The sequence below is a fragment of the Pseudomonas sp. TNT2022 ID642 genome (assembly GCF_028656995.1).
In the GTDB taxonomy this organism is placed as follows: Bacteria; Pseudomonadota; Gammaproteobacteria; order Pseudomonadales; family Pseudomonadaceae; genus Aquipseudomonas.
On record NZ_JAMDGW010000016.1, the window covers coordinates 26,142 to 41,185 of the forward strand.

Annotated in this window: 12 protein-coding genes; all 12 read left to right on the forward strand. The window is 60.8% G+C overall.

Features of this window, described 5'->3' with window-relative positions; all coding sequences use genetic code 11:
• Positions 1 to 4: 4 nt before the first annotated feature.
• Positions 5 to 1,504 carry an NAD(P)H-hydrate dehydratase gene (locus M5G26_RS16550; RefSeq protein WP_273915977.1) on the forward strand — a complete coding sequence of 500 codons (1,500 nt, stop codon included), beginning with the start codon at positions 5 to 7 and terminating at the stop codon, positions 1,502 to 1,504.
• On the forward strand, positions 1,492 to 1,962 hold the full coding sequence (tsaE, locus tag M5G26_RS16555) for a tRNA (adenosine(37)-N6)-threonylcarbamoyltransferase complex ATPase subunit type 1 TsaE (protein WP_273915978.1): 471 nt from the start codon (positions 1,492 to 1,494) through the stop codon (positions 1,960 to 1,962). Before M5G26_RS16550 ends, tsaE begins: the two co-directional genes overlap by 13 nt.
• Positions 1,963 to 2,019: 57 nt before the next feature.
• Entirely contained in the window at positions 2,020 to 3,393 is a 1,374-nt protein-coding gene (locus tag M5G26_RS16560) for an N-acetylmuramoyl-L-alanine amidase (RefSeq protein WP_401044867.1), read from the forward strand.
• Between the two features lie 8 nt (positions 3,394 to 3,401).
• A complete protein-coding gene (gene mutL, locus M5G26_RS16565; RefSeq protein ID WP_273916057.1) occupies positions 3,402 to 5,303 on the forward strand; it encodes a DNA mismatch repair endonuclease MutL in 1,902 nt (633 codons plus the stop codon).
• Positions 5,303 to 6,274 (forward strand): tRNA (adenosine(37)-N6)-dimethylallyltransferase MiaA, encoded by a 972-nt coding sequence (miaA, locus tag M5G26_RS16570; RefSeq protein WP_134175849.1) that lies wholly within the window; start codon positions 5,303 to 5,305, stop codon positions 6,272 to 6,274. Before mutL ends, miaA begins: the two co-directional genes overlap by 1 nt.
• 95 nt (positions 6,275 to 6,369) lie before the next feature.
• Positions 6,370 to 6,630 carry an RNA chaperone Hfq gene (gene hfq, locus M5G26_RS16575; protein ID WP_007902656.1) on the forward strand — a complete coding sequence of 87 codons (261 nt, stop codon included), beginning with the start codon at positions 6,370 to 6,372 and terminating at the stop codon, positions 6,628 to 6,630.
• A gap of 12 nt (positions 6,631 to 6,642) precedes the next feature.
• Positions 6,643 to 7,944, forward strand: coding sequence for a ribosome rescue GTPase HflX (gene hflX, locus M5G26_RS16580; RefSeq protein ID WP_186612912.1), 1,302 nt, complete (start codon positions 6,643 to 6,645; stop codon positions 7,942 to 7,944).
• A gap of 96 nt (positions 7,945 to 8,040) precedes the next feature.
• Positions 8,041 to 9,216, forward strand: coding sequence for an FtsH protease activity modulator HflK (gene hflK / locus M5G26_RS16585; RefSeq protein WP_016984785.1), 1,176 nt, complete (start codon positions 8,041 to 8,043; stop codon positions 9,214 to 9,216).
• On the forward strand, positions 9,216 to 10,085 hold the full coding sequence (gene hflC, locus M5G26_RS16590; RefSeq protein ID WP_007915830.1) for a protease modulator HflC: 870 nt from the start codon (positions 9,216 to 9,218) through the stop codon (positions 10,083 to 10,085). Before hflK ends, hflC begins: the two co-directional genes overlap by 1 nt.
• Positions 10,086 to 10,398: 313 nt before the next feature.
• Positions 10,399 to 11,586 (forward strand): ATP phosphoribosyltransferase regulatory subunit, encoded by a 1,188-nt coding sequence (locus M5G26_RS16595; protein ID WP_007915833.1) that lies wholly within the window; start codon positions 10,399 to 10,401, stop codon positions 11,584 to 11,586.
• 54 nt (positions 11,587 to 11,640) lie between these two features.
• A complete protein-coding gene (locus M5G26_RS16600) occupies positions 11,641 to 12,930 on the forward strand; it encodes an adenylosuccinate synthase (protein ID WP_273915979.1) in 1,290 nt (429 codons plus the stop codon).
• Between the two features lie 140 nt (positions 12,931 to 13,070).
• Positions 13,071 to 15,005 (forward strand): methyl-accepting chemotaxis protein, encoded by a 1,935-nt coding sequence (locus tag M5G26_RS16605; protein ID WP_038360776.1) that lies wholly within the window; start codon positions 13,071 to 13,073, stop codon positions 15,003 to 15,005.
• Positions 15,006 to 15,044: the final 39 nt, after the last annotated feature.

Consider the following 15,044-nt stretch of genomic DNA (forward strand, 5'->3'; position numbering starts at 1 on the left):
ACGCATGCCGCACACGAAAGATGAATTACCCGACGCGCTGTATGGCGCCGCACAGGTGCGCGAACTCGATGCACGGCTGATTGCCGCCGGCACGCCGGGCTTCGAATTGATGCAGCGCGCGGCGCATGCGACGTGGCGAGCGTTGGTGCGGCAATGGCCGGCGGCGACTGAACTGTCGGTGCTGGCCGGGCATGGCAACAATGCCGGTGATGGTTATCTGGTCGCAGCGATGGCGCAGCGGGCTGGGTGGTCGGTGCGCGTATGGGCGGTCGGAGATTCGCAGCGTTTGCAGGGCGATGCCGCGCTGGCCCATGCCGAGGCGTTGGCTGAAGGTGTTGCGGTGCAGGGCTGGCAGGCTGAAAGCGAATTGCGCGGGGTCATTCTCGATGCATTGCTTGGCACGGGGCTGAGCGGGGATGTGCGCGAGCCTTACGTGTCGGCGATCAAAGCCATCAACGCCAGCGGTTTGCCGGTGACAGCTGTCGATATCCCTTCTGGACTAAGTGCTGACACTGGGCACGTGCTGGGTGCCGCCGTAGAGGCCGATCTGACGGTGACTTTCATCGGGCTGAAACTCGGTTTGTTCACCGGGGACGCGGCGGATCATATCGGCGAATTGGTGTTTAACGATTTGCAGGCCGGCGCCGACATCTATCGTGACATTCCGGTCATCGCCCAACGGCTCAACACAGCTAATCTTCCGAGATTGGCGGCGCGTGCAGCGACGTCACACAAGGGCCGCTTCGGCCACGCGCTGCTGATCGGTGGCGATCACGGATTTGGCGGGGCGATTCTGCTCAGCACCGAAACGGCACTGCGCAGCGGCGCGGGTATGGTTTCGCTGGCGACTCGTCCCGAACATGTGCCGGCGGCGCTGACCCGTGTGCCGGAAGCCATGGTGCTCGGCACGTCGTCGGCCAATCAGTTGATGGGCTTGCTGGAGAAAGTTTCTGTGCTGGTGGTCGGTCCGGGATTGGGGCAGGCCAGCTGGGGGCGCGCACTGTTGTCGGCGGCGGCCAACGCGGCATTGCCGCAGGTATGGGACGCCGATGCGCTGAATCTGCTGGCGAATGGTTTCGTTGCGTTGCCCAAGGATTGCGTGATCACCCCGCATCCCGGCGAAGCGGCGCGTTTGCTGGGGATCAGCACTGCCGACGTGCAGGCGGATCGTCCGGCAGCGGCGCTGGCGTTGAGCAAAAAATATACAGCCGTGGTGGTGCTGAAGGGTGCCGGCAGCCTGATCGCTCACCCCGATGGCCGTCTGGCGTTGTCTCATCAGGGCCATCCGGCCATGGCCACCGCCGGGCTGGGTGATGTGCTGGCCGGTTTGACCGGTGCGCTGCTGGCGCAAGGCATGACCGGCTTTGATGCGGCATGTCTGGCGGTCTGGCTGCACGCCAATGCCGGTCAGCAACAAGGAAAATTCGGCCGTGGGCTGGCGGCCAGTGATCTGATTCCAGCCATTCGTCAGTTGTTGGAGGAGCAAGCACCGTGTCTGAAGTAACCCTGTACCTGGCCGATGAACAGGCCATGAGCGACTTTGGCGCACGGATCGCCCGCGTGACCAAGGGCCATGGCCTGATTTTTCTCGAAGGCAACCTGGGCATGGGCAAAACCACCCTGTCGCGGGGCATCATTCGCGGGCTGGGCCATGTTGGCGCGGTAAAAAGTCCGACCTTCACCTTGGTCGAACCCTATGAGATCGGTGACATCCGCGCCTTTCACTTTGACCTGTATCGCCTGGTCGATCCGGAAGAACTGGAGTTTCTCGGCATCCGCGACTACTTCGAAGACGACGCGATGTGCCTGATCGAATGGCCCGATAAAGGTGCAGGCTTTTTGCCAAAGCCTGACCTGACCATTACCATTAGCCCGCAAGACAGCGGGCGTTCGCTGAAAATTTTATCCCAGGGCTCGCGTGGCGAGGCCTGGTGTGCCGCTTTGGCATTGGAATCCAATTAAATGATGGGGTTAGGTATGCGCTTTCGCGCGTTGGTGGCTGCCGCTGGACTGTTGTTGATGGCAGTAACCGTCAACGCTGTGGCCGATTCAAAGGTCAACAGCGTGCGCCTGTGGCGGGCGCCGGACAACACGCGACTGGTCTTCGACCTGAGTGGCCCGGTGCAGCACAGCGTCTTCACCCTGACCTCACCGGACCGGCTGGTGATCGACATCAACGGCGCCACCCTCGGTGCGCCGCTGAATGTGCAGACCGCGAACACGCCAATCACCGCAATGCGTTCGGCCCAACGTACGCCGACTGATCTGCGCGTGGTCATCGACCTGAAGAAAGCCGTCACCCCAAAAAGTTTCTCGCTGGCGCCGAACGCGCAGTACGGCAATCGTCTGGTGGTCGACCTGTTCGACAACCCGGCCGACGCTGCACCGCCGCCGGCGCCAACGCCGCAGGTGGCGACCGTGCCAGCGGTGCCTGTAACCCCGACTGAACCTGCAATCAAGTTGCCGCCAGCCCCCGCCGGCAAGCGCGACATTATTGTCGTGATCGACGCCGGCCACGGTGGCGAAGACCCGGGTGCGTCCGGCTCGCGCGGCCAGCGTGAAAAAGACGTGGTACTGCAGATCGCCCGCGAACTGCAGCGTCAGGTCAACGGCATGAAAGGCTTCCGCGCCGAACTGACCCGTACCGGCGACTACTTCATCCCGCTGCGCGGTCGTACTGAAATCGCTCGTAAGAAAGGCGCCGACCTGTTCGTCTCGATTCACGCCGACGCTGCGCCGTCCGCCGCAGCCTTCGGCGCCTCGGTGTTTGCCCTGTCTGATCGCGGCGCGACGTCGGAGACTGCGCGTTGGCTGGCCGACAGCGAAAACCGTTCCGACTTGATCGGTGGTGCCGGCAACGTCAGCCTCGACGACAAGGACCGCATGCTCGCCGGCGTATTGCTCGACCTGTCGATGACCGCCTCGCTGACCTCCAGCCTTAACGTCGGGCAGAAAGTGCTGACCAATATCGGCCGCGTCACACCGCTGCACAAACAGCGCGTGGAGCAGGCCGGGTTCATGGTGCTGAAGTCGCCGGACATCCCGTCGATCCTGGTCGAAACCGGGTTTATCTCCAACGCCAACGAAGCGAACAAGCTCTCGGCATCGAGCCACCAGCAAGCGCTGGCGCGTTCGATCAGCAGCGGTGTGCGTCAGTTCTTCCAGCAGAACCCGCCACCGGGCACTTACATCGCCTGGCTGCGTGACTCCGGCAAGATCGCCCAAGGCCCGCGCGATCATCGCGTCGGCCCGGGTGAAACGCTGGCGATGATCGGCGTGCGCTACCAGGTGTCGCCGGCCACGCTGCGCGCTGCCAACAACCTGAAAAGCGATGAGCTGAAAGTCGGTCAGCACTTGACCATTCCTGGCACCGAACTGGCGTCCAAAGAATGAACGAAGTGTTGAACGCGGCTGCCCGCATCGAACTGCTCAGCCCACGGCTGGCGAACCAGATTGCCGCCGGTGAGGTGGTTGAGCGCCCGGCTTCGGTGATCAAGGAGCTGTTGGAGAACAGCCTCGATTCTGGGGCCAAGCGCATCGATGTCGATGTCGAGCAGGGCGGCGTCAAGCTGCTGCGGGTTCGCGACGACGGTAGCGGTATTTCCGCCGATGATCTGCCGCTGGCGCTGGCCCGTCACGCCACCAGCAAGATCCGCAACCTCGAAGACCTCGAGCAGGTGATGAGCCTCGGTTTTCGTGGTGAGGCGCTGGCGTCGATCAGTTCCGTTGCGCGCCTGACCCTGACCTCGCGTACTCGCGATGCCGATCAAGCCTGGCAAGTCGAAACCGAAGGACGCGACATGGCGCCGCGGGTGCAACCGGCAGCGCATCCGGTCGGCACCTCGGTGGAAGTTCGCGATCTGTTCTTCAACACCCCGGCGCGGCGCAAATTCCTCAAGACCGAAAAAACCGAATTCGATCACCTGCAAGAAGTGATCAAACGTCTGGCGCTGGCGCGTTTCGACGTCGCTTTCCATCTGCGCCACAACGGCAAGACCATCCTCAGCCTGCACGAGGCCCACGATGATGCGGCCCGCGCCCGGCGTGTGGCGGCGATCTGCGGTTCGGGTTTCCTCGAGCAGGCATTGCCGATCGAGATCGAGCGCAACGGCTTGCACCTGTGGGGCTGGGTCGGTTTGCCGACCTTCAACCGCAGTCAGGCGGATTTGCAGTATTTCTTCGTGAATGGCCGGGCGGTGCGCGACAAACTGGTGGCCCACGCGGTGCGTCAGGCCTATCGCGACGTGCTGTTCAACGGTCGCCATCCGACGTTTGCATTGTTCTTCGAGGTTGATCCGGCGGCAGTCGACGTCAACGTGCACCCGACCAAACACGAAGTGCGCTTCCGTGACGGGCGCATGGTGCATGACTTCCTTTATGGCACCTTGCACCGCGCTTTGGGCGACGTGCGTCCGGAAGATCAGCTTGCCGGTTCCGTGACCACGGCTGTCGTGCGGCCGACGGGCCTCGATGCCGGTGAGTTCGGCCCGCAGGGTGAAATGCGTCTGGCGGCCAATGCGCTGCTGGAGCAACCGCAGGCGCAACCGACGTTCAATACCTCGTCCGGTGCCAGCGCTGGCGGGGCTTACCAGTATCAATACACGCCACGCCCGCAATCGGCGATGCCGCCGGCTGCCGAGGCACAAGCTGCTTATCGAGAGTTTTTCGCACCGCTGCCGGAAGCCAATGCCAACGCATTGCCGGCCGGTCAGGAAGACATTCCGCCGCTCGGTTACGCGCTGGCGCAGCTCAAAGGCATCTACATTCTGTCCGAGAACGCTCAAGGTCTGGTGCTGGTGGACATGCACGCCGCCCACGAGCGGATCATGTATGAACGCCTGAAAATCGCCATGGCCAGCGAAGGCCTAAGCGGTCAGCCGTTGTTGGTGCCAGAGTCTCTGGCGGTGAGCCAGCGCGAGGCCGACTGCGCTGAAGAGCACGCCGCATGGTTCCAGCGTCTGGGCTTCGAATTGCAGCGCCTAGGCCCGGAAACCCTGGCGATTCGTCAGATTCCGGCCTTGTTGAAGCAGGCCGAAGCCAACCGTCTGGTTGGCGACGTGCTGTCGGACCTGATGGAGTACGGCACCAGCGACCGGATTCAGGCGCACCTCAACGAATTGCTCGGCACCATGGCCTGTCACGGCGCGATCCGCGCCAACCGGCGCCTGGCCCTGCCGGAAATGAACGGCCTGCTGCGTGACATGGAAAACACCGAGCGCAGCGGTCAATGCAACCATGGCCGACCGACCTGGACCCAACTGGGCCTGGACGATCTGGACAAACTGTTCTTGCGCGGTCGTTGATGAGCCAGCTTCCTCCCGCGATTTTCCTGATGGGCCCGACCGCTGCGGGCAAAACCGATCTGGCCATCGAGCTGACCAAGGTGCTGCCGTGCGAGCTGATCAGCGTTGATTCGGCGCTGGTCTATCGCGGCATGGACATTGGCACGGCCAAGCCTTCGAAAGAACTGCTGGCCGAGTATCCGCACCGTTTGATCGATATTCTCGATCCGGCTGAAGCCTATTCAGCTGCGGACTTCCGTCGCGATGCCCTGCAAGCGATGGCTGAAATCACCGCACGCGGAAAAATTCCGCTGCTGGTCGGCGGTACGATGCTCTATTACAAGGCTTTGGTCGAAGGTCTGGCGGATATGCCAGCGGCCGACCCCGAGGTTCGCGCGCAGATCGAAGAAGAGGCTGCACGCCTTGGCTGGCAAGCCCTGCACGACCAGTTGGCGCTCATCGACCCGGTGTCCGCGGCGCGGATTCACCCGAACGATCCGCAGCGCCTGAGTCGCGCGCTGGAAGTTTATCGAGTCAGCGGTCAGAGCATGACCGAGCTGCGCCAGCAACAATCTGCGCAAAGTACTGAAGCAGCCGCTTCGGGACTGCAACAATTGCCCTATACTGTCGCGAACTTGGCCATTGCCCCGGCGAATCGTCAGGTTCTGCACGAGCGCATTAAACAAAGATTCACAAATATGTTGGAACAGGGGTTCATCGACGAGGTCGTAGCCCTGCGTAAAAGAAGTGACCTGCATTCGGGGTTGCCGTCTATACGTGCGGTAGGCTACCGCCAAGTCTGGGACTACCTGGATGGCAAGCTGACGTTGGCTGAAATGCAGGAGCGCGGCATCATCGCCACGCGTCAATTGGCCAAACGCCAGTTCACCTGGCTACGCAGCTGGGAAGATATACACTGGCTGGACAGTCTGGATTGCGACAATCTGCCGCGCGCCTTGAAATACCTTGGGACCATCTCCATATTGAGCTGAGTCCTTGCAATTGCCGTCTATCCTTGGGGGTGTGACGGCCAAAGCCATCTGAATTACCTATTTTTTATTATTGAATCCTTAAAGGAGTGCGGCACATGTCAAAAGGGCATTCGCTACAAGACCCTTACTTGAATACTTTACGTAAAGAGAAAGTTGGGGTTTCCATCTACCTGGTCAACGGTATCAAACTGCAAGGCACGATCGAGTCGTTCGACCAGTTCGTGATCCTGCTGAAAAACACCGTAAGCCAGATGGTTTACAAACACGCTATCTCGACAGTAGTGCCGGTTCGTCCAATTCGTCTGCCTAGCGCAACCGAATCCGAAGCAGGTGACGCTGAGCCAGGTAACGCCTGATAGGAGTCTCCTTTGTTCTTTGAGCGCCACGGTGGTGGTGAGCGAGTCATCCTCGTTCACTTGGATGGACAGGACCCTGAGGCGCGCGAAGATCCGCAGGAGTTTCAGGAATTGGCTAATTCGGCCGGCGCCGAGACCGTTGCGTTTTTTAACGTGCCGCGTCATCGGCCAACCGCCAAATTTCTGATCGGCAGCGGCAAGGTCGAGGAATTGCGCGACCTGGTCAAGGCTGAAGAAGCCGATCTGGTGATTTTCAATCACATCCTCACGCCCAGTCAGGAACGTAACCTCGAACGTGTTTTCGAGTGTCGCGTGATCGACCGTACCGGTCTGATTCTCGATATTTTCGCCCAGCGCGCCCGTACCCATGAAGGCAAGCTCCAGGTTGAACTGGCTCAGCTTGACCACATGAGCACGCGGCTGGTTCGCGGCTGGACTCACCTTGAGCGTCAGGGCGGCGGTATCGGCATGCGCGGTCCAGGTGAAACCCAACTGGAAACCGACCGCCGCTTGCTGCGGGTTCGCCTGCGTCAGATCAAGGGTCGACTGGAAAAAGTGCGCAGCCAGCGCGAGCAATCGCGACGTGGCCGTTCCCGCGCGGACATCCCGACCGTTTCTCTGGTGGGATACACCAACGCCGGCAAATCCACACTCTTCAACAACGTGACGAAATCCGACGTCTACGCGGCGGACCAATTGTTCGCCACGCTGGACCCGACCTTGCGCCGTCTGGAGCTTGACGACCTGGGGCCGATCGTTCTGGCTGACACGGTGGGTTTCATTCGTCACTTGCCGCACAAGCTGGTCGAGGCATTTCGGTCTACCCTCGAAGAGTCGAGCAATTCCGATCTGTTGTTGCACGTGATCGATGCGGCCGAACCGGATCGCATGTTGCAGATCGAGCAGGTGATGGTGGTACTGGGCGAGATTGGTGCCCAGGACTTGCCGATCCTCGAGGTCTATAACAAACTCGATTTGCTTGAAGGCGTTGAGCCACAAATACAGCGCGACGAAAACGGCAAGCCCCAGCGGGTCTGGCTGTCGGCGCGAGATGGCAGTGGTCTGGAGTTGCTTGAACAAGCCATTGCCGAATTGCTCGGCAGTGATTTGTTTGTCGGTACCCTGCGTTTGCCGCAACGATTCGCCCGACTGCGTGCGCAGTTTTTCGAACTCGGTGCGGTGCAGAAAGAAGAGCACGACGAAGAAGGCATCAGTTTGCTGGCCGTTCGTTTGCCCCGTGTCGAGTTGAATCGACTGGTAAGCCGCGAAGGATTGCAGCCGATGGAATTCATCGAGCAACACACTTTGCAATAAAAGCCTGACAAAGCGGTTGTGCCGCAACGGCAGGCATTCTGTAGCATTGGTCGGCGCGCCGTGGGTGCGTCTTTGCTTTATCAGATGGAGAGCGCTATGGCTTGGAATGAGCCGGGTGGCAACTCGAATAATCAGGATCCTTGGGGTGGCAAGCGCCGCAATAACGGCGACCGCAAGGGGCCACCAGATCTCGACGAGGCCTTCCGAAAGCTGCAGGAAAGCCTCAACGGGTTGTTCGGTGGTGGTAAGAAACGCGGTGGTGATGACGGCGGTGGTTCGGGCAGGAGTGGTGGCGGCTTCGGCGGCCTGCTCGGCATCGGCCTCGTTGTGCTGGCGGCTGTCTGGCTGTACAGCGCGGTCTACGTGGTGGACGAGCAGGAGCAGGCCGTGGTGCTGCGCTTCGGCAAGTACTACGAGACTGTCGGCCCGGGCCTGAACATCTACTTCCCGCCGATCGACAAGAAGTACATGGAAAACGTAACGCGTGAGCGTGCGTACACCAAGCAGGGCCAGATGCTGACCGAAGACGAGAACATCGTCGAAGTCCCACTGACCGTGCAGTACAAGATCAGCAACCTGCAGGATTTCGTGCTGAACGTCGATCAGCCGGAAATCAGCCTGCAGCATGCGACCGACAGTGCGCTGCGCCACGTGGTGGGTTCCACCGCCATGGACCAGGTGCTGACGGAAGGTCGTGAGTTGATGGCCAGCGAAATCAAGGAGCGTCTGCAACGCTTCCTCGATACCTATCGCACCGGTATCACCGTTACTCAGGTCAACGTGCAGAGCGCAGCGGCACCGCGTGAAGTGCAGGAAGCCTTCGATGACGTGATCCGCGCCCGTGAAGACGAGCAGCGTTCGCGCAACCAGGCTGAAACCTACGCCAACGGCGTCGTGCCGGAAGCCCGTGGTCAGGCCCAGCGCATCCTTGAAGATGCCAACGGTTACCGTGACGAAACGGTCTCGCGCGCCAAGGGTGAGGCTGATCGCTTTACCAAGCTGGTCGCCGAGTATCGCAAGGCACCTGAAGTCACCCGCCAGCGTCTGTACCTGGACACCATGCAGGAAGTCTTCAGCAACACCAGCAAGGTACTCGTGACCGGTAACAAAAACGGCCAGAGCAACCTGCTTTACCTGCCGTTGGACAAGATGATTCAGAACAGTTCGGGCAGCAATGCACCGGTCACCGGTTCGGCTGCCGCCAGCAACAACACGGACGTCACGCCGCATGTCACTGACCTGCCGCAGTCGCGTACAAGGGAGACCCGCTGATGAGCAATAAATCGCTGATCGCCCTGATCGTTGGCGTCGTTGTGGTACTGGTGGGCTGGAACTGCTTCTACATCGTCGCTCAGACCGAGCGTGCGGTGCTGCTGCAATTCGGTCGTGTGGTTCAGGCCGATGTTCAGCCAGGCCTGCATGTGAAAGTGCCTTACGTTAACCAGGTGCGTAAATTCGACGCACGTCTGATGACGCTGGATGCACCGACACAGCGTTTCCTGACCCTGGAAAAGAAAGCCGTAATGGTCGACGCTTATGCCAAGTGGCGCGTGAAAGATGCCGAGCGCTTCTACACCGCGACTTCCGGTCTGAAGCAAATCGCCGACGAGCGTCTGTCCCGTCGTCTGGAATCCGGTCTGCGTGACCAGTTCGGTAAGCGCACCCTGCACGAAGTGGTGTCGGGTGAGCGTGATGCACTGATGGCTGACATCACCGCATCGCTGAACAAAATGGCGGAAAAAGAGCTGGGTATCGAAGTCGTCGATGTCCGGGTCAAGACCATCGATCTGCCGAAAGAAGTAAACCGCAGCGTGTTCGAACGTATGAGCACCGAGCGTGAGCGTGAAGCTCGCGAGCACCGCGCCAAGGGTAACGAACTGGCTGAAGGCATCCGTGCTGACGCCGATCGTCAACGCCGCGTGCTGCTGGCTGAAGCCTATCGTGAATCCGAAGAGGTTCGCGGTGACGGTGATGCCCAGGCCGCTGCGATCTACTCCAAGGCCTACGGTCAGGATCAGGAGTTCTACAGTTTCTACCGTAGCCTGCGCGCCTACCGTGAAAGCTTCGCGAACAAATCCGACGTATTGGTCCTCGACCCAAGCAGCGACTTTTTCCACTACCTGGAAAAGGCCAAGCCTTGATACGCCGTTGACCTGAATCATTCCGCCCGGCGGCTAAAACCTCGGGCGGGGTGATCCTTTGGGAAAACGTGTGTATGATGCGGCAGCCGGGAAATTCCCGGCTTTTTTGCGTCTGCACGTTTGATTGCTGTTTTTTGTTGCAGGCATCGGGTTGAATGGCCCGAGAGTATTTCGAGGAAAGTGATGGGCGAAGCCGCTAACAGGCCTTTCGCCGCGTCGTTCATGCGCGTGCGTTTTGAACGGATCGGTCATTTTCTGCTTCACTCAAGGCTCGCCCGCAGGCTGGCCGCCCGGATCAAAGGGGAATGGCGTAATGGCAACGGTAGACCGCTGGCTGCTGCCAGATGGCATCGAAGAAGTACTGCCACCGGAAGCGGCGCGCATTGAAGTCGCGCGTCGTCAGGTGTTGGATCTGTTCCAGAGCTGGGGTTACGAGTTTGTCGTGACTCCCCATATCGAGTACCTGGAATCCCTGCTGACCGGCGCGGGCCAGGACCTGGATCTGCGTACCTTCAAGGTCATCGACCCGCAGTCGGGCCGGCAGATGGGTTTCCGTGCCGACATCACGCCGCAAGTGGCGCGCATCGATGCGCACACCCTGCGTCGCGAAGGCCCGAGCCGTCTGTGCTACGCCGGCAGTGTGCTGCATGCTCAGCCGCGTGCACTGTCGTCCTCGCGCAGCCCGATCCAGTTGGGCGCCGAGTTGTACGGCGACGCCAGCCCGAGCAGCGACGTTGAAGTGATCAGCCTGATGCTGGCCATGCTGCAACTGGCCGACGTGCCGGATGTGCACATGGATCTTGGTCATGTCGGCATCTACCGCGGTCTGGCGCGTGCCGCCGGTCTGTCGGGTGAAGTCGAGCAGCAGTTGTTCGACGCGCTGCAACGCAAAGCCATCGACGAGGTCATTACCTTGACCGAAGGCCTGCCGGCCGATTTGTCCGGCATGCTGCGTGCGCTGGTTGATCTGTGCGGCGGCCGTGAAGTGTTAAGCGCTGCCCGTGAGCGTCTGGCCAATGCGCCGGCGCCGGTTCTGGCGGCACTGGAAGATTTGCTGGCGATCGCCGAGCGTCTGTCGGCGCGCTTCCCGGAGCTGCCGTTGTACTTCGATCTGGGCGAGCTGCGTGGCTACCACTACCACACTGGTGTGGTGTTCGCCGTGTTCGTGCCGGGCGTTGGTCAGTCCATTGCTCAGGGCGGTCGTTACGACGACATCGGCGCTGATTTTGGCCGCGCCCGTCCAGCGACAGGCTTCTCCACCGATTTGAAAACCCTGGTGACCCTGGGGCGTGCTGAGATCGAGCTACCGTCTGGCGGTATCTGGATGCCTGACAGTACGGATGCGGCACTCTGGCAGCAGGTTTGCCAGTTGCGCAGTGAGGGTCAGCGTGTCGTTCAGGCGTTGCCTGGACAACCTTTGGCCGCCGCCCGTGATGCGGACTGCGACCGGCAATTGATTCAGCAGAACGGGCTTTGGCAAGTATCGCCACTGGCTTCTTGAGTTTTCCTGCCGGCCATCGCCGGCACCAAGTTTGCGCGAATGAGGACAAGTGTTATGGGTAAGAATGTCGTAGTCCTGGGCACCCAATGGGGTGATGAGGGCAAAGGCAAGATCGTTGATCTGCTGACCGAACATGCTGCAGCCGTAGTGCGCTACCAAGGTGGCCACAACGCTGGCCACACACTGGTGATCGACGGCGAAAAAACCGTCCTGCACCTGATCCCGTCGGGCGTGCTGCGCGAAGGCGTGCAGTGCCTGATCGGCAACGGCGTGGTGGTTGCACCTGACGCCCTGCTGCGCGAGATCACCAAGCTGGAAGAGAAAGGCGTACCGGTGCGCGAGCGTCTGCGTATCAGCCCGTCCTGCCCGCTGATCCTGTCCTTCCACGTGGCGCTGGACCAGGCCCGTGAAAAGGCCCGTGGCGAGCTGAAGATCGGTACCACCGGTCGCGGCATCGGCCCGGCGTACGAAGACAAGGTTGCTCGTCGTGGCCTGCGTGTTGGCGACCTGCTGAACATGCCGCGCTTCGAAGACAAGCTGCGTGAACTGGTGGATTACCACAACTTCATGCTGGTCGGTTACTACAAAGAGCCGGCCATCGAGTTCGAAAAGACCTTGGCCGAGTGCAAGGAATACGCTGAGCTGCTCAAGCCGCTGATGCTCGACGTCACCGCTGAGCTGCACGACCTGCGTCGCGCCGGCAAAGACATCATGTTCGAAGGCGCCCAGGGTTCGTTGCTCGACATCGACCACGGTACCTACCCGTACGTGACCAGCTCCAACACCACCGCCGGTGGCGTGGCCACTGGTTCGGGCGTTGGCCCGATGTTCCTCGATTACATCCTGGGCATCACCAAGGCTTACACCACTCGCGTTGGTTCGGGCCCGTTCCCGACTGAGCTGTTCGACGAAGTTGGTGCACACCTGGCCAAGCAAGGTCACGAGTTCGGTGCGACCACCGGCCGTGCCCGTCGTTGTGGCTGGTTCGACGCCGTTATCCTGCGTCGCGCTATCGATGTGAACAGCATTTCGGGCATCTGCCTGACCAAGCTGGACGTACTTGACGGTCTGGAAACCATCAACATCTGTATCGGCTACAAAGATGCTGAAGGCAATGCCGTTGCTCCGACTGACGCTGACAGCTACGTAGGCCTGCAGCCTGTGTACGAAGAAGTGCCGGGCTGGACCGAATCGACTGTGGGCGCCAAGACCCTGGAAGAGCTGCCAGCTAACGCTCGTGCCTACATCAAGCGCGTTGAAGAGTTGATCGGCGCACCGATCGACATTATTTCGACGGGCCCGGACCGCAACGAAACCATCGTTCTGCGTCATCCGTTTGCTTGATAAGTCGTTGATGTAAAAACACAAAGGCCCCTTCATCGGGGCCTTTGTCGTTTATGCCTGTTGGACGGCATGACCTTTGCTGTGAATCTGTCTACAAGAGTGCCATCAAATTAATGGCGTCAGAAGTAGAGGTATTCACAGTGTCGGCCGTTCTCTCACTGTTACAAAGCCGTTTGTTGCGCCCCGTGTTCGTTACCCTTGGTATCGCCCTTTTGGTGCAAGTGTTGGTGGCCGTTGCCCTGACGCGGAGCACCGTCACGGCGCTGGAAGCTGATCTGGCGGTGCGCCTCGGCGCCGACAGCCAGAAACTCTCCGGCGAGCTGGAGCAGGCCGGGCGTGAAGTCACCTCGAGCCTCGATGCCTTGTCAGCCAGCACCCGTCAGCGGCTTACCGCCGGCCTGTCTTCGCGCCTGAAGGATGAGCAGGCGCAATTGCGTGCGACGCTGGAAAAGGATCTGAAAGATTCGGCCAATGACATGGCGCAGTTACTGGCCTCCGTCGCCCCGCGTGCCATGTGGGACAGCGACGTACCGACCCTGTCCGAATTCGCCCGCCGTGCCCAGCGTAATCCCAACGTGCTGTTCGTGGTCTACGACGACGCCACTGGCCAGCACCTGACCCGTTATCTCAACCGCGAAAACCCGATCAACAAGGCTTTGCTGGAAAAAGGTCAGGGTGAGCGTGCGCTGGATAAAGTGCTGGATGCGGCGAAGAACGATCCTTCGGTTTACTACCTGGAAGCCTCGATCAATCCCAATGGCGTGGAAATCGGCAAGGTGTTGATGGGCGTCTCCACGGCGTCGGTGGAAACCGATCTGGCCGCGCTGGACAAGCGCTTCTCGGCGTTGATTGCCAGCAGTGATCAACTGGTCGGCGACAGCCTCAAAGGCGCCGCAGCGGACAGCGCCAAGGCGATGCAAGCGCGCCTGCAGTCAGCGCAGTCCACCGCGACCGAGATGAAAGCCAATACCGCCAATACCGTCCAGGAAGCGGCGGCGACTTTGCGCTGGCGGATCGGCATGGGCCTGGCGCTGGTCGGCTGCGGCGTGTTGCTGTTGCTGGCAGTCGTGCTCGGCCATCGCGTGGTCAATCGCCTGAAGATGCTCAATGCGGCGATGGATGATCTGGCGGCAGGTGAGGGTGATCTGACCAAGCGTGTGCAAATCAACAGCAAGGACGAAATCGGCGACATGGCTTCGGCGGTCAATCGCTTTGTGGATAAGTTGCAGCCGATCGTGCGCGAGGCGGGCGATGTCGCGCAGCGTACTGGCGTCGAGATTGGCGCGATGACCCTGCGCAATGCCGGTGCCGATGCGGCTGCCGGCATGCAGCGTGATGAAGTCGCTGAGAGCCTGCGCGCACTGTCGCAAATGGCTGACGAGGCGCAATCGGAAAGCCATGCAATGCAAGCAGCGTTGAAGCAGGTGGTGGATATTCGCCAGGCCACTGACGAAAACACCCGCACCTCCGCCAAAGTCGGCAGCCTGATCGAGGCGCTGGCGGGGCAGGTCGATACCGGGGCGAAAGTCATCGAGCGGCTGGCGCAGCAGAGCGAGCAGATTGAAGTGGTGCTGACGGTGATCCACGGGATCGCCGAGCAGACCAATCTGCTGGCGTTGAACGCTGCGATTGAAGCGGCGCGTGCTGGCGAGACCGGGCGAGGTTTTGCGGTGGTGGCGGACGAGGTGCGGGCGCTGGCGAGCAAGACACAAAGCTCTACCGGCGATATTCAGGCGCACATCGTCGCGTTGCAGCAGGGCGCGCGTGAGGCGGTCGAGGCGATCGGCCAGGCCGGGCGTCAGGCCAGCGAAGGGTTGCTGGTGTTGCGTGACAGCGCGCGCTTGCAGCAGTCAGTGCAGGCGTCGGTCGAGCAAGTGCATGCGGCGATAGGTCTGGCCACCCAGGCAGCGGCGCATCAGGCGCAAGGTGCGCAGGCTGTGCGCGGGCGCGTCGAGACGATTCATGCACAGGCCGAGAAAGCGGCGCAGGCGGTGGTGGAGACCACGGCGAGTGGCAAAGTGCTGGATGGTCTGGCGGCGCAACTGAAGGCAAGCCTGGGACAGTTCAGGGCTTAAGATCAAAAGATCGCAGCCTGCGGCAGCTCCTACATTGAA

What these genes read in the sequence shown, in the direction of transcription:
- M5G26_RS16600 (WP_273915979.1), top strand. Translation starts at nt 11,641, where the DNA reads ATGGGTAAGAATGTCGTAGTCCTGGGCACCCAATGGGGTGATGAGGGC.
- M5G26_RS16550 (WP_273915977.1), top strand. Translation starts at nt 5, where the DNA reads ATGCCGCACACGAAAGATGAATTACCCGACGCGCTGTATGGCGCCGCA.
- M5G26_RS16595 (WP_007915833.1), top strand. Translation starts at nt 10,399, where the DNA reads ATGGCAACGGTAGACCGCTGGCTGCTGCCAGATGGCATCGAAGAAGTA.
- M5G26_RS16560 (WP_401044867.1), top strand. Translation starts at nt 2,020, where the DNA reads ATGGCAGTAACCGTCAACGCTGTGGCCGATTCAAAGGTCAACAGCGTG.
- hfq (WP_007902656.1), top strand. Translation starts at nt 6,370, where the DNA reads ATGTCAAAAGGGCATTCGCTACAAGACCCTTACTTGAATACTTTACGT.
- hflC (WP_007915830.1), top strand. Translation starts at nt 9,216, where the DNA reads ATGAGCAATAAATCGCTGATCGCCCTGATCGTTGGCGTCGTTGTGGTA.
- miaA (WP_134175849.1), top strand. Translation starts at nt 5,303, where the DNA reads ATGAGCCAGCTTCCTCCCGCGATTTTCCTGATGGGCCCGACCGCTGCG.
- hflK (WP_016984785.1), top strand. Translation starts at nt 8,041, where the DNA reads ATGGCTTGGAATGAGCCGGGTGGCAACTCGAATAATCAGGATCCTTGG.